This window comes from Bradyrhizobium sp. USDA 4011 (genome assembly GCF_054063415.1).
Genome location: NZ_JBSSGG010000001.1, coordinates 5,699,829 through 5,714,080, shown reverse-complemented (window position 1 = coordinate 5,714,080; position 14,252 = coordinate 5,699,829). Strand labels below are relative to the sequence as shown.

15 protein-coding genes and 1 pseudogene are annotated in these 14,252 nt (G+C 64.2%); 6 read left to right on the top strand and 10 right to left on the bottom strand.

The window, feature by feature from the left end; genetic code table 11:
• Nucleotides 1–115 precede the first annotated feature (115 nt).
• Nucleotides 116–1,321, bottom strand: a complete 1,206-nt coding sequence (locus tag ACVW1C_RS26910; protein WP_456760980.1) for an LLM class flavin-dependent oxidoreductase — start codon at nt 1,319–1,321, stop codon at nt 116–118.
• 220 nt (nt 1,322–1,541) lie between these two features.
• Here ACVW1C_RS26910 and ACVW1C_RS26905 point away from each other — a divergent pair, with 220 nt between their 5' ends.
• The 5 genes from ACVW1C_RS26905 (at nt 1,542) to ACVW1C_RS26885 (ending at nt 5,035) form a co-directional block, all read left to right on the top strand.
• A complete protein-coding gene (locus ACVW1C_RS26905; protein WP_176533423.1) occupies nt 1,542–2,651 on the top strand; it encodes an ATP-dependent DNA helicase in 1,110 nt (369 codons plus the stop codon).
• Nucleotides 2,652–2,971: 320 nt separating this feature from the next.
• On the top strand, nt 2,972–3,688 hold the full coding sequence (gene msrA, locus ACVW1C_RS26900; RefSeq protein WP_456760979.1) for a peptide-methionine (S)-S-oxide reductase MsrA: 717 nt from the start codon (nt 2,972–2,974) through the stop codon (nt 3,686–3,688).
• A gap of 21 nt (nt 3,689–3,709) precedes the next feature.
• The gene (msrB, locus tag ACVW1C_RS26895; RefSeq protein ID WP_456760978.1) at nt 3,710–4,123 is read left to right on the top strand and encodes a peptide-methionine (R)-S-oxide reductase MsrB; all 414 of its coding nucleotides are present in this window, start codon (nt 3,710–3,712) and stop codon (nt 4,121–4,123) included.
• Nucleotides 4,124–4,357: 234 nt separating this feature from the next.
• The gene (locus ACVW1C_RS26890) at nt 4,358–4,522 is read left to right on the top strand and encodes a DUF3309 family protein (protein WP_456760977.1); all 165 of its coding nucleotides are present in this window, start codon (nt 4,358–4,360) and stop codon (nt 4,520–4,522) included.
• 222 nt (nt 4,523–4,744) lie between these two features.
• A complete protein-coding gene (locus ACVW1C_RS26885; RefSeq protein ID WP_092117298.1) occupies nt 4,745–5,035 on the top strand; it encodes a hypothetical protein in 291 nt (96 codons plus the stop codon).
• Between the two features lie 164 nt (nt 5,036–5,199).
• Here ACVW1C_RS26885 and ACVW1C_RS26880 read toward each other — a convergent pair whose 3' ends face one another.
• From ACVW1C_RS26880 to ACVW1C_RS26855, 6 genes and pseudogenes are all read right to left on the bottom strand, one after another.
• Nucleotides 5,200–5,748 carry a DUF4112 domain-containing protein gene (locus ACVW1C_RS26880; protein ID WP_456760976.1) on the bottom strand — a complete coding sequence of 183 codons (549 nt, stop codon included), beginning with the start codon at nt 5,746–5,748 and terminating at the stop codon, nt 5,200–5,202.
• A gap of 209 nt (nt 5,749–5,957) precedes the next feature.
• Nucleotides 5,958–6,326: a Crp/Fnr family transcriptional regulator gene (locus ACVW1C_RS26875; protein WP_456760975.1), complete on the bottom strand. Its 369-nt coding sequence runs from the start codon at nt 6,324–6,326 to the stop codon at nt 5,958–5,960.
• 63 nt (nt 6,327–6,389) lie between these two features.
• Nucleotides 6,390–7,226, bottom strand: a pseudogene (locus tag ACVW1C_RS26870) (inorganic phosphate transporter); the annotation flags it as partial.
• 316 nt (nt 7,227–7,542) lie between these two features.
• Entirely contained in the window at nt 7,543–7,977 is a 435-nt protein-coding gene (locus ACVW1C_RS26865) for a DUF5413 family protein (RefSeq protein WP_456760974.1), read from the bottom strand.
• 186 nt (nt 7,978–8,163) lie between these two features.
• Entirely contained in the window at nt 8,164–9,744 is a 1,581-nt protein-coding gene (locus ACVW1C_RS26860) for a hypothetical protein (RefSeq protein ID WP_456760973.1), read from the bottom strand.
• 35 nt (nt 9,745–9,779) lie between these two features.
• Nucleotides 9,780–11,072, bottom strand: a complete 1,293-nt coding sequence (locus ACVW1C_RS26855) for an adenylosuccinate synthase (protein ID WP_456760972.1) — start codon at nt 11,070–11,072, stop codon at nt 9,780–9,782.
• A 348-nt stretch (nt 11,073–11,420) separates the two neighbouring features.
• Here ACVW1C_RS26855 and ybaK point away from each other — a divergent pair, with 348 nt between their 5' ends.
• A complete protein-coding gene (gene ybaK / locus ACVW1C_RS26850) occupies nt 11,421–11,903 on the top strand; it encodes a Cys-tRNA(Pro) deacylase (protein WP_092117318.1) in 483 nt (160 codons plus the stop codon).
• Nucleotides 11,904–12,008: 105 nt separating this feature from the next.
• Here the strand turns inward: ybaK and ACVW1C_RS26845 are convergent, their stop codons facing one another.
• Genes ACVW1C_RS26845 through ACVW1C_RS26835 form a run of 3 tightly spaced genes read right to left on the bottom strand, consistent with a single transcriptional unit; the run spans nt 12,009 to nt 14,249 of the window.
• Nucleotides 12,009–12,230: a hypothetical protein gene (locus ACVW1C_RS26845; protein ID WP_456659291.1), complete on the bottom strand. Its 222-nt coding sequence runs from the start codon at nt 12,228–12,230 to the stop codon at nt 12,009–12,011.
• Between the two features lie 38 nt (nt 12,231–12,268).
• The gene (locus tag ACVW1C_RS26840; RefSeq protein WP_456760971.1) at nt 12,269–13,633 is read right to left on the bottom strand and encodes a cytochrome P450; all 1,365 of its coding nucleotides are present in this window, start codon (nt 13,631–13,633) and stop codon (nt 12,269–12,271) included.
• The gene (locus tag ACVW1C_RS26835) at nt 13,593–14,249 is read right to left on the bottom strand and encodes an acyl-homoserine-lactone synthase (protein WP_456760970.1); all 657 of its coding nucleotides are present in this window, start codon (nt 14,247–14,249) and stop codon (nt 13,593–13,595) included. Before ACVW1C_RS26835 ends, ACVW1C_RS26840 begins: the two co-directional genes overlap by 41 nt.
• Between the last annotated feature and the right edge of the window lie 3 nt (nt 14,250–14,252).

The window sequence follows — 14,252 nt, the reverse complement described above, 5'->3', positions numbered from 1 at the left end:
GGTCTCTCGCGGGAGCTGCGGCCCCTCACCCGATTTGCTGCGCAAATCGACCTCTCCCCGTCGGGGAGAGGTGGACCGAACACGCGGCCACACCGATTGAAGCTACTGCTCTCGATCAGCCCGCGGCTGCGGTCTTCGGGCCGACATTGACCGCGAGTTTACCATAGCGGTCCGAGAACGCCTGGGTGTCGATCTCCTCGAGCTGAATCGAGCCGTCAAGCACGCCCTTCTTCCAGGCATCGTGCTCGGGATCGTGCTGGAACTCCGGCATCACTTCCTTGGCGAACAGCTCGAGCGACTCGCAGATGTGCTCATGGGTGTTCTTGCCGGCCTGGTTGAGCAGGATCACCTGGTCGATATGCGACGCGCGGAAGCGCCGCAACTTCTTGGCGATCGTTTCCGGCGAACCGATCAGGCCGCCGCGCAGCGCGGCCTCCTGCGCCTCGGGATTCTCGCGCTTCCACTTGTTGTACTCGTCCCACATGTTGACCGTACCGGGCGCCGGCCGCTGCCGGTTCTGCGCCTGGCCGTAATAGCGCAGCGCGAACTGGAAGAAGGTCGCGCCGTCGGCGCGCCTCCGCGCCTCTTCGTCCGTCTCGGCGCACATGAAGAACGAGACCAGTGCCATGTTGGGATTGATCTCGTAGTCGGCGAGCTTCTTCAGCCGCTTGGTGATCGCATTGTAATAGGCGTGCACCCAGGCATGCGCCGCCTCGGCGCTGACGAACTGGAAGCCGAGCGCACCAAATCCGTTCTGCCCGGCGCGTTCGATCGTCGGCAGTTGCGAGCAAGCCATCCAGAGCGGCGGATGCGGCTTCTGCACCGGCTTCGGCACGACATTGCGCAGCGGGATGTCGAAGTACTTGCCGTGATGTTCGGTGCCGACCCTGGTGAACATCGGGAAGATCGCACTCACCGCCTCCTCGAACACCTCGCGCTTGGTCTCCATGTCGCGGCCGAACGGCGTCAGCTCGGTGATCGAGGCGCTCTCGCCCATGCCGAACTCGCAGCGGCCGTTGGAGAGCAGATCGAGCACCGCCACCCGCTCGGCGACGCGCGCGGGATGATTGGTGGTGAGCTGGAAGATGCCGTGGCCGAGCCGGATGTTCCTGGTGCGCTGGCTCGCGGCGGCGAGGAAAGATTCCGGCGCCGGCGAGTGCGAATATTCCTCGAGGAAGTGATGCTCCACGACCCAGGCGTAGTCGTAGCCGAGCCGGTCGGCGGTCTCCAATTGCGTCAGCGCGTTCTGGTAGAGCCTGAGCTCATCGCCGTCGTTCCAGGGGCGCGGCAGTTGCAGCTCGTAAAAGATGCCGAATTTCATGGCGTCACTCCCAAGGTCGCGTGCTTGACCATTTGTCGTGGTCTCCGACCATTTGTTGTTTTGCGGCAGTCTAGTGCCACAGCCCCCCAAAGTCTAGCCTCGGGGACGAAACCCCAATTCCGCGCAGCGGAAGCCGGCTTGATCGGCACGCACGAATGGTTAGCTTGTAACGAGCTGAGTCGCGGCGTTATTGATCGCGCGCTCACCCTTCCGAAAGCTCATGACCACCTTTACGCCGCACCAGGACTCCGCGCTGAAAGCCGTTGCCGACTGGCTGAAAGCCAAGCCCGGCCAGAACGGGACGCCGCCGGTATTCCGCCTGTTCGGCTATGCTGGAACCGGCAAGACCACGCTCGCCCGCCACATCGCCGAAGGCGTCGACGGCGAGGTCAAGTTCGCGGCCTTCACCGGCAAGGCGGCGCTCGTGATGCGCAACAAGGGTTGCGACAGCGCCTCCACGATCCATTCCCTGATCTACCGCGCCCGCGAGTCCGGCGTCGAGCAGCCGAGTTTTGAGCTGTGGGACGACGCTCCGGCATCAAAGGCGAAGCTGATCGTGATCGACGAATGTTCGATGGTCGACGCCGAGCTCGGCCGCGACCTGATGTCGTTCGACTGCCCGCTGCTGGTGCTCGGCGATCCCGCGCAATTGCCGCCGATCCAGGGCGGCGGCTTCTTCACCGACGCCGAGCCGGACGCGATGCTGACTGAGGTGCACCGCCAGGCGCAGGACGATCCGATCGTGCGGATGTCGATGGATATCCGCGAGGGCCGCGAGCTCGAGATCGGCCGCCATGGCGAGAGCGAGGTGGTGTCGCGCAAGGAGCTCGATCCGGACCGCGTGATGAGCGCCGACCAGGTGCTGGTCGGCCGCAACAACACCCGCCGCGCCTACAACATGCGGGTGCGGCAGCGACAGAACATCGAGGATCCCCTCCCAGTCGCCGGCGACAAGCTGGTCTGCCTGCGCAACAACCGCAAGAAGGGCCTGTTCAACGGCGGGCTGTGGCGGGTCAAGGCGCGCGCGCAGTCGAAGTCGAAGATCATCACCATGCGCGTGATGCCGGACGAGGATTTCGGCTACAAGGTCACCAAGGTCTCGGTGCGCGGCGAATGTTTCGACGGCGGCGTCGAGGGCGTGCCGTGGGAGCAGCGCAAGCCCTATGACGAGTTCGACTACGGCTACGTGCTGACCGTGCACAAGTCGCAGGGTTCGCAATGGGACGACGTGGTGCTGTTCGACGAGAGCTTTGCGTTCCAGGACTCGCGCGCGCGGTGGCTGTACACCGGCATCACGCGGGCGGCGAAGCGACTGAGCATCGTGGTGTGATGGTCCCGCGCACTCTGCACTTCCTGGAACCCATCATCCCGAGGTGCGAGCGGAGCGAGCCTCGAAGGATGATCGGCCACAGCCGGGCCGTGCATCCTTCGAGACGCCGCTCTGCGGCTCCTCAGGATGACGGGTGCATGGCACCTCCACGGCACCTACACGTCTGAATAACCAGCATTTTGCTCACGAAACCGTGTGGCCGGCGCCGTAACAAAACGCCCCCTCGTCCGTATTTTGAAGCGTCGGAGCAGCCCGGCCCGATTTGCCAATGCCGGCTCCCGCTCTAGACTGGCCCCCAATTGCGATCCCACGAGGAACCCATGCCCAAAAGCTCCCTCAGCCGCCTCTCGCTTTACGCCGCCGCGATCGGTGCGCTGGCCGTCACAGCTTTTGCCGTTGCGCCCTCGCTTGCCGCCGAGGACGCCGTGGTCATCCCGCCGCCGGCCGCGAGCGCGCCGGAAACCGGCATCAAGACCGCGGTGCTTGCCGGCGGCTGCTTCTGGGGCGTGCAGGGCGTGTTCCAGCACACCGCCGGCATCGTCAGCGCGGTGTCCGGCTACTCCGGCGGCAGCAAGGCAAATGCCGATTACGAGAAGGTCTCGACCGGTACCACCGGCCACGCCGAATCCGTCGAAATCAAGTACGACCCGCAGAAGATCTCCTACGGCAAGATCCTGCAGATCTTCTTCTCCGTCGTGCACGACCCGACCCAGCTGAACCGCCAGGGCCCCGACTCCGGCACGCAATATCGCTCGGCGATCTTCACCACCAGCGACGAGCAGAAGAAGGTGGCGGACGCCTATATCGCCCAGCTCAACGCGGCCAAGGTCTACAAGAAGCCGATCGTCACCAAGGTCGGAACGCTCGAGGCGTTCTATCCGGCCGAGGGCTACCACCAGGACTATCTGACGCTGCACCCGAACCAACCTTATATTGCGTATAACGACATCCCGAAGGTCGAGAACCTGAAGAAGATCTTCGCGGAGAATTACATCGAGAAGCCGACGCTGGTGAGCAGCACCAAGGTCACCAACTGAGCATCTCGCAAAGGAGGTCGAATGTCCGACACCAAGACCGACGGCAAGGTCCGCAAGAGCGAGGCCGAGTGGCGCCAGCAATTGACGCCGATGCAGTATGCCGTGCTGCGTGAGAAGGCGACCGAGCGCCCGTTCACCGGCGAATATGAGCACGATCCCCGCAAGGGCACCTATGTCTGCGCCGGCTGCGGGCAGACGCTGTTCGAGTCCGACCAGAAGTTCGACTCCGGCTGCGGCTGGCCGAGCTTCTCCAAGCCCGCGGCCGAGAGCCATGTCGACGAGGAGCGCGATATCAGCCACGGCATGATCCGCACCGAGGTGCTGTGCTCGAAATGCGACGGCCATCTCGGCCATGTCTTCAACGACGGCCCCGGCCCCACCGGCCTGCGCTACTGCATCAACTCGGCGGCGCTGAAGCTGAACGAGAAGAAGTAACGACGGCAGCGAACCGGCAAATCACTCGCCCTCGCTCCGATCGCCATTTTCGCCCCGCGTGACCCAGGACCGGCCGCGCGGGGCTTAGTTTTGGCCGCCCCCGGGGCGCCCAACAATATCCTCGTGATCGGCCGGCGGCCTTAACGACTCGCGCCCCGGAATGTGCTTTGCTTGGAACCTGCGGGGCCGTAGGCGTCTCGCCATGCGGCTGCCGCCTGTTCTGAGGAGGGCGCCATGTCGCTTGGACTGATCCTCATCATCCTCCTGCTGATTATCCTGCTGGGCGGCTATAGCGGCCGCATCCGCGGCTACGGCTATGGTCTCGGCCACTCCGGAATGGGCCTTTTCGGGGTGATTTTGATCGTGGTCGCGATCCTGGTCTGGCTCGACAAGATTTAATGGCTATAAGCCATTGAAATAAATGGAGTTATTTTGACCGACCGCGTGCCATGCGCGGATTCAGCATGTGCCCTGCCGGGGGCACTTCTGGGGTCGCATTTTTGTCAAAGAGGCCTATATTAGGGATCGAAATGACATGCACGGCACGCCGCCGATCATAGGCCGCCGTCCCCCAAAATCCCTTTCGCCGCTCTATGCCAAGAACACAAGAGGTCGTCGACCATGCGTCCCCTGCGTCCGTTCAACTATAACACATCAGCCGAACTGTTCCCTGCCGCGATCCGCAAGAAGAAGCGGGCCGGCTTCGCCTATCGCCGCTTCGGCACTGCCGCCGAAGCCGTGCGTTTTGCGATGGAAGAGCTGCCGGCGGACTCGCTGAACGGCGCCTATCTCCAGGTCGAGGAAGCCCGTTTCGACCAGAACGGCATCCGTTCGCTGTATGAGAGCGAAGGCTTCCCGCTGCCGCGCCGTCCGCGCCCCGAGCCGGCCCAGACCGACGCCGACGCTGCATAGACCTTCTACTCGTCGCTAACGAAAAGCCCTCGGACCGATCCGGGGGCTTTTGTTTTTGAGGTTAGAGCGTTTTCGAGCGAAGTGGACACCGGTTCGCGTGAAGAAAACGCGTCAAAACAAGATTCTAGAGCTTCGGTTCTGATTCAATCAGAACCGAAAATGCTCTAGAGTCTCGGCTGCTTGTCGAGCCAGCGCCGCAGCATCCGCACATTGCGGATATTGGCGCGGAACATGACGTCGAAGGCATCGCCCGCCACCGGCACCATGCCGACCACGCCGTCGACCGCGACATTGGCAAGCATCCGCGCGGTGATGTGCCAGGGCGCACCCAGCAGACGGGCCTCGCGCACCAGCCACAGCGAGATCGCGGTGGTGATGAGATCGCCGATCACCGGGATCAGGCCGATCAACCCGTCGATACCATAGCGGACATTGGTGCCCGGCACGACGAAGGCGACGTCGAGCAGCTTTGCGATCATCTCCAGCCGTGCGAGCCGCTCCTCGCGCGTCAGATTGCCGAACGGGTTGGCGGTGGAGTTGCGGAAGTCGAAGCTGAAGCCTTCCTGAAAGCCTTGGAATTGCGGATGCAGCGGACCATCGCCGAGCTCGCGCCCGTCCTGATCGATGACCTTGTTGCGCGCCTGCGCCCCGCCGAACGGCGGCCGCGATCGCGTGGCGTGGGGGGAGAAAATGTCGTCTTCGGGCATGGCCATCAGATGGTAAGGTAGGCAGGTGGTTCAAGTTGCGTCACATTACCACTGTGTCACGTTCAAGGCCGTTCAAGCCGCGTCACGTGCCGCGCGCCGCCGACGGCGTCAAGCCGAAGCAACGGCGGACGGGAATGTCCGCCATTTTGCGTGCAACGACCAGCGAGAGGTTTTCGCGCGAAGCGTGAATTGGCGAGATGCTCTGTTCGCCTCGCCTAATAGACGCCCTTGTTCATGGTTCTGAGCCGCTGGGCCAGCGTCCTCATCACCTTCAAGGCAAAATGCGGCGTCTGGCTGACGAGGAAGAGGAACTGCTTTTCCGAGACCGGGACGAGTTCGACATCCGTGAGCGCCGTGGCGGTGGCACTCCTTGGCTCGTTGTCGATCAACGCCATTTCGCCAAAGATCGTGTCAGGCGCCAGCTCAGCCATGGTCTTGTTACCGACCTGAATGCGCACATAGCCGCTCTTGATCACGAACAGCTCGTTGGCCTGCTCACCCTCGCGAAAGATAAGGCCGCCGGCGCGGACTAGGCGTGTTTCGATGTCGTTGCCCGTCAGAAGACTGAAGCTTGCGTCTGCCACTCGAAATTCCTTTCCCCGAATCCGGATGCAGATCTCCTACATCCAGTTGCCTTGCTGCTCCGGCTAAAACAAATGCGCGAAAACAAAGTAGAGCAGGCCCGAGATCAGCATCGCCACCGGCAAGGTCAGAACCCAGGCCATGGCGATGTTGCGGACTGTCGACCATTGCAGGCCGGATCCGTTCGCGGTCATGGTGCCGGCGATGCCGGACGACAACACATGCGTCGTCGACACCGGCAAGCCGTACCCGTCGGCCGCGGCGATGGTCGCGGCCGCCGTGATCTCGGCGCAGGCACCCTGCGCATAGGTCAGATGGGTCTTGCCGATCTTTTCACCGACCGTCACGATAATCCGCTTCCAGCCGACCATCGTGCCGAGGCCGAGCGCGATGGCGACCGCAATCTTCACCCAGGACGGGATGAATTTGGTCGCGGCATCCAGCGAGCCCTTGTAGCGATTGAGCGTTGCGACATCGGCATCGTTCAGCCCATTGTCGCCGCTCTTCATGAGCAAGCGCAACGCCTCCGACACCAGATATATGTCGTTGCGCGTGTTGCCGACGGCCTCGGCCGGGAATTTCGCCAGCGAACCGTACTGAACGACCTGGTCGCGGATTTCGCCGACGAGAACGCCAAGTGACGGATAGGTATCGTCGGTGAGTTGCCGAAGGGCGATGTAGTTCGTCACCGCCGGACGCGGGTTGCCCGTCACCCTGCGATCGGCTCCCCTATCCTCGATCACCTTGCTCGCCGCCGCCGAATTCGCGGAGGTCTTGCCGGCGCCCGTCGCGCCAACGTCCGCATAGATGCTGTAGGCCACGAACAACAGCGCGGCGCCGATCACGCCGAGATAGATGATGCCGGTGAGAGGATGAAAGCCTTTCTCGAGATCGGGCCCGCCGCGCCGTGCGAGCTCGATCGAACCAGGTAACGCCACATCGCTCATGGATCGCCCCTCACAGCCGCGGGAGGACAAAAGCGGCCATGTGACATTGGGACTACGTTTACATGACGCCCATATGACAATTCCATGAACGCCGATGCGGCCGGCGCCTAATCCATTGACAAGATTACTATAATTACGCGACCCGCGGCTCGCCGTGCATTGGCATGGCCTCTTCTCCGGCTGCGATGCGCTGATTGCGCCGACCGGCCAGATATCGCCAATCACGTCGAAGCTAACAACTTCTGTTTTCAAGAAGCAATGAGTACGTGCCCTAATGCTGGGATGCCGGCGTCGCCGGCACGTGCTGCTCCTCGGCATATTTGTGCGCCAGCCAGGACGTGATCACACCCGGGATGAAGCCGACCATCCCGTACAGGATGAACTGCACGGCGCCGCTTTCGGAGCCGTGCGAGGCGTAGGTCAGCGCTGCGCCGACGAACGCTACGGCGCCTACGATCAGCATCCGCACCGTCGGCGTGATCCGCCGCATATGCATCAGGATGTCGTCGACCGCGCCGAACATCAGCGACGGCACGATGCCGAACAGATAATTGTATTGCAGCGACTTCACGAACACGACGAGCAGCTTCGTCACCTCGCCGCCATTGATCTCGGTCCAGTAGCCGGACTGATAGGTGGTCATGAGCAGTAGCAGGAAGCCGCCGATGAACGGCCCGATGGCTGCGAAGATCAGATAGCGTTTCATGGCGTGCCCCTGCCCGACATCAGGCGAGTGTAACGCAGTGACGCGACGGTTCTAGGGAAAATCGAAAGCGCCCGGTAATGTTCCGGGATCATCGCCTCGATGCGCTGCAACAGCCGGACTTCGCTGCGATACGGAATCGCCCGGACAGTGCCGGGCGATGAGAGCGTGAGTACCGAGGTGAAGCTGTTACTCACCCCAGGCCGCGAAGGCGTCGTTGAAGGCGCGCTCGCCGGGGGCGCCCTTTTCGATCGCGATGATGGCGCGGCGCTGGTTGGTGTAGACCAGCGGCACGTCGAACCAGGAGCGCTCCTTCAAGAGCTGCAGATTGCGCGAGCGATCGGCGTCGACGTTGGAGAGGCCGACCAGGAAGAAGCCGTCGGTGACCTTGACCGCGAGCCCGGCCAGCGGCGTGCCGCGCGCCTGCTCGTTGGACTTCATCAGGATGCCCGGCACGTTGCCGACGCCGCCATTGGCGAAATCCTGCGGCAGGATGAAGGTCAATTCCGCGGTGTGGCTCGCCGGCAGCGATGAATCGGTGTTGCGGCGGAACGACATCGTCATCTTGAACTTGCGATCGGGGATGTCGATGTCGGCACGCACGGCGATGTCGGGCTTCTGGTTGCCCGAGCCCTTGATTTGCTCGGTGCGCCAGACCACCGAACCGACATATTGCTTGCCCTTCGGATCCGACGGGTCCTCGTCATAGAGCACCACGCGCTGCGCCACCGGAGCGACCGGCTCGCCGGACGAAGACGGCTGGCCGACGCGGTCGGTGATCTTCTTGCTCGAAGGCGTCGCCGCGGCATCCTTCGGCGCCTCGACGGGGGCGGAGGATTTGAACAGGCTGCTGACGAGGGTGGCGGCCTGCTGGTGGAACAGAAAGCCGGTGCCGACCAGGATCAGCAGGATGCCGATCGCGATCGCGGTCTTGAACGGGAACGTCGAACCGACACGCGGCCGCTTCGGCTCGCGCTCGGCATTGCTGACCCGCGCGCGTGGCGGCGGCGCCTGGGGCGGCTGCGGGGCGTAGCGCTCTGCCTCCTCGATCGATTCCTCGTAGGAATACGGCGCCTCGGGATCGCCGCCGCGGTTTTCGAGGCTCGGCTCGAGCCGGTCGAATTCCGGCGAGGGCGACGGCACGTTGGCGTAGGTCTTGCGCGCGTTGCGGCTGGCCTGCGCGGCGGCACGGCCGAGATCGTCGGCGTCGGCGGTGATGTCGCGGAAGCCGCGCACACCGGGGGCTGCCGGCGGCGTCTGGGGCGGCGCGCCTTCGGGGCCACGGCGCGGCGCACCTGGCCGGGCGGGCGTCGCCTGGGTATCGGTGCCGGCAGCAACCTGTGGGTTCTGCGGCCGCGGCGGGGCCGGCGGCGGCGCGTCGGGGCGCAAATTGCGCGGCGGGCGGGGTTCGGCTGGCGGCCGCGGGCGCGCGGCATTATCGGCGGAATTGGCCTCGGGCGGCCGTGTATTTGCCTCCGGCGGTCTTGGATTGGCACGGCGCAGCGGGTCGCTGCTGCGGGCCGCCCCGCCGCCGGGCCGCGAGGCCTCGCGGGCGCGCTGCGCGGCCTCGGACTCGACCTTGCGCACCGCCTCTTCCAGCGACAGCCGTTCGCGGGTGATCTCGGATTCGGAGAGCGGCGGCTGCACGCCGCGGAGTTGCTGGATCAACGCCGTCCGCGCCCGCGCGTACAGCGCACGGCGGGCTTCGCCGGGGGCGTTGGGGTCCAGTCCGGCGATGGCACGGGCGATCAGCGGGTAGTAGTCAGCCATTTCCACACAATTGGTGGGATATAGGTAATATCCCGTTAAGCCTCGAACGGATTCTGTACCAGAATAGTATCTTCACGTTCCGGGCTGGTGGAAAGCAGGGTGACCGGGCACCCCACCAGCTCCTCGACCCGGCGGACATATTTGATGGCCTGGGCCGGCAGGTCCGCCCAGGACCGCGCATTGGCGGTCGGCTGCTTCCAGCCCTCGATGATCTCATAGATCGGCTCGATGCGGGCCTGCGCGCCCTCGCCCGCCGGCAGGTGGTCGATTTCCTTGCCGTCGAGCTTGTAGCCGATGCAGACCTTGATGCTGTCGAACCCGTCGAGAATATCGAGCTTGGTCAGCGCCAGCCCGGCAATTCCGCAGGTGCGGACGGTCTGCCGCACCAGCATCGCGTCGAACCAGCCGACCCTGCGCTTGCGCCCGGTGTTGACGCCAAATTCCTTGCCGCGGCGGCCGATTTCCTCGCCGATCTCGTCGTTCAGCTCGGTCGGGAACGGACCCTGGCCGACCCGGGTGGTGTAGGCCTTGCAGATGCCCAGCACATAGCCGACCGCGCCCGGACCCATGCCGGTGCCGGTCGCGGCCTGCGCCGCCACCGTGTTGGACGACGTCACATAGGGATAGGTACCGTGGTCGACGTCGAGCAGCGCGCCCTGCGCGCCCTCGAACAGGATGCGCTTGCCCTCGCGGCGCTTGATATCCAGCAGCCGCCACACCGTCTCGGCATACGGCAACAGTTTCGGCGCGAACGCCGTCAGTTCGGCGAGAATGCCCTTGCCGTCGATCTCCGCCAGATTGTTGCCGCGGCGCAGCGCATTGTGGTGCGCCAGCAGGCGTTCGATCTTGTGCGGCAGGGTATCGAGATCGGCGAGATCCATCAGGCGGATGGCGCGGCGGCCGACCTTGTCCTCATAGGCCGGGCCGATGCCGCGGCGGGTGGTGCCGATCGAGGTGACGGCGTTGGAGGATTCGCGCAGCGAGTCGAGCTCGCGATGCAGCGGCAGGATCAAGGTGACGTTCTCGGCGATCCGCAGATTGTCCGGTCCGACCGCAACGCCCTGGCCCTTCAGCTTGGCGACCTCGTCGAGGAAGGCCTGCGGGTCGAACACCACGCCGTTGCCGATCACCGCAAGCTTGTTCGGGCGCAGCACGCCGGAGGGCAGCAGCGCCAGCTTGTAGGTCTCGCCATTGATCACGAGCGTATGGCCGGCATTGTGGCCGCCCTGGAAGCGCACGACGATGTCGGCCTGTTCCGACAGCCAGTCGACGATCTTGCCCTTCCCTTCGTCACCCCATTGGGCGCCGACGACGACAACATTGGCCATTGCGAAGATGTTCCCTTCAGATGTTTCAGAGACCATGATCACGGCGAAAACGCGTCCGCCCAGGCGACCATGCATGATATGCCCAGCCCAAACAGCGGCGGCCGGCCGCGCGCATGCAAGGCGCCTACCGGATAAAGGAAGCGGGTCGGCTGCGCAAGCAAGAAGGGGGTCGTTTACGCCTTTTGGAGGGGCGACAAGCCTTTGATATCCCCGGAAAATTCCATGCTGCGCCCGGCTGCGGCGGACTGGCGGGAATTTAATGTTGGGGTGGCCTGACCCTGACCGTACGGCCGATTGATCGCCGGGCTCATTGCGGCGATCATTCGCCCGTATCAACCGGCCCGGACCATGCCCAATTCGACACAAGCGACGATTGCACTGCGCAAGCTAGGCATTGCCTTCAAGCTCCACACCTATGTCTACGATTCCAGCGCCGAGAGCATCGGGCTGCAGGCGGCGGAGGCGCTCGGGGTCGACCCGAACCGCATGCTCAAGACGCTGATGGCCGAGGTCGACGGCAAGCCGGTCTGCGCCGTGGTGCCGTCCGACTGCGAGGTCAGCATGAAGAAGCTTGCCGCGGCCCTCGGCGGCAAGTCGGCCAGGATGATGCGCCCGGCCGATGCCGAGCGGCTGACCGGCTATCATGTCGGCGGCATCAGCCCGTTCGGCCAGAAAAAGAAAGTGCCGACCGCGATCGACGAGACCGCGCTCACCCATGTCACCGTGTTCGTCAATGGCGGCCAGCGCGGCCTGCAGATCGAGATCGATCCGAACGACGCCGCGCTTGCCGCCGGCGCCACGATGAAGGCGCTGGTGGCGACGCAGGATTAAAGCTTCGATTCCGATTGAATCAGAATCGCAGCTCTAGATTCTTTGTTTTTAAGCGTTTGCTTCACGCGAACCCGTGCCCACTTCGCTCGAAAACGCTCTGCGCGATCAATGCGAGGGCTTGTCCCTGTTGTTGAACTCCGCGCCGACATAGTCGGACAGGCCGGACAATTCCTCCGCCGAAATATCGTTGACGTTGAGCCTGAGTTGCATGATCGCGAGGTCGAGCAGATGTGCGGCGAAGGTCGCGCCGGCCGCCGTCACGATGCTGCGCTGTTCGATCAACACCGCGATGACGTCGCGCAAGCTGCGCATTTGCACTTGATCCATGGCCCTTTGCCCGATGCCGGCCGTCGTGATGTGTGTTGTCATTGGGATACCGATTGTAATGTGCTGATGGACGCCGCGCCGGCGGATGAAATGTATGGCAGCCGCTCGGCTTCCTCGCCGAGATGCAGGATGCGCGATGGCAGCTCGCGGACTTCGATGTCGATCGTCATCGGCGGCGGAATCAGCGTCACCGAAGCTTTCGGCCAGGGCGCCGGATTCGGGCTGACGGCGGTGAAGCGATAGGCCGCGGCGATCTCGAGCGCGAGCAATTGCAACTCGAGCATCGCAACCCCCATCCCGGCGCAGGCGCGCGGGCCGGCGCCGAACGGGATGTAGGCGTCGGTGTTGTAGCGCCGCGTCATCAGGAAGCGGTCGGGATCCTCGAAATGCCTGGGATCGCGCTGCAACTGCCAGGGACAGATCAACAGCGAGGTGCCGACCTTGAGGTCGCGCCCGCCGATCGTCACCGGCTGCATCACCTCGCGCGAGAACCACCAGGCGCTGGGATACAGCCGGCAGACCTCCTTGACAAACGTCGCGCTCAGATTGGCGCGCTTCACCGCGTCAAGCCGCAGCTCGCCGTCGTCGCCAAGGCACTCCGCCGCCTCGTCGGCAATGTCGTCCATCAGGGCGGGATCGGCGGCCATCTGGTAGAACATCCACGCCGCAGTCGAACCCGTGGTGTGATGGCCGGCCAGCAGCAGTGTCAGGATCTCGTCCTCGAGATCGCGATCGCTCAGGCCGAGCGCCTCGAGATCCCGCAGCGCGCTGCTTGAGCCTGCCTTGCGGCGCAGGCGCTGCACCACCGTCGACATCGCAAGCTTGGCGCAGACCCGGTTCTGCCGGCGCCGGTACCAAGCCACCGGACCGAACGGCAACGCGCGGAACATCTCCTCGGCCAGATCGTCCTCGATCACGCCGACGGCCTGAACCAGCGCTTCCTCGTCGCCGGACGACATCAGCTGGGAGCCGAAGATCGCGACGCAGATGGTCCGGAGCGCCAGCATCGCCGTGACATGGTGCGGATCGAACGATCCGAGCCGGGCCAGGCTGGCGCCGACCGCGCGGATCTCGGCGCACATATGCGGCAGGAATTTCTCGACGCTGCCCTTGGCCATGTGCTTCTGCAGCACCGCACGGCGCCGCTTGTGCTCCTCGCCGCTCAGCATCAGCGAGCTGCGGCCGAGCACCGGCGTCAGCTTCTTGATCAGCTTGCCCTTTCCGATGTCGGTCTCTGGCGCCTTGAGGATCGGGCGCAGCAGATCGGGATCGTTCACCAGAAAGACGGGCGCAGGACCGAGCCGCAGGGGCACGAGCCCCGGCTCGGCCTCGTTGCCGCGCGTCAGCAACAGACGCAGCGGGTCACGCTGGAATGCTCGAACGTCCGAGAACATGTGAGGCATCGTGAATCTCCAATTGCCGTCCAAGGTCGAGGAATTTGGTCAGGCCGGGATTGTCGGCGAGACCAAGCGGGATTTCTCCGGCGAGCGCCGTCAGCGGGCGGCCCATGCGATCATTGCCGATCACCTGCGGCGGCCCGTAGCGGCGGGTGCGGATGTCCATGCGGGTGAGAAAGCGCTCGTAGGAAAGGTCGGCGAGCGCCACGAGCGCCGCCGCCCCGCGCAGCTCGGCGAAGCGGAACATCAGCGCGTAGTTCACGCGCGCCGTTCGCGACCTCGCGACACCAGGCAGCACGCCGAACCGGCTGATTTCCCAGGCATCGCGACGGCTCGGAAAGCGGCGCACCGCAAGCTGCGGGAACACCGACCTGGTCAGATAAGGATAATCGGTGCGGATCGCCCGGAAGCCGCCGACCAGCTCGACGCCTGAGAACAACAGGCAGTGCTCGGTATACCAACAGTCGAACTGATCGCGTTCGACGTCGCCGGTCGTGCTCAGAAGCCAGCCGCAATGGTCGACGAACAGCCGCTTGCGCAACCGCAACATCGCCCCGACATGCGCCGGATCAAGCTCTTCCCGGGTGATGAGTGCATGATATCCGTCCAATGAATGCGACATTAT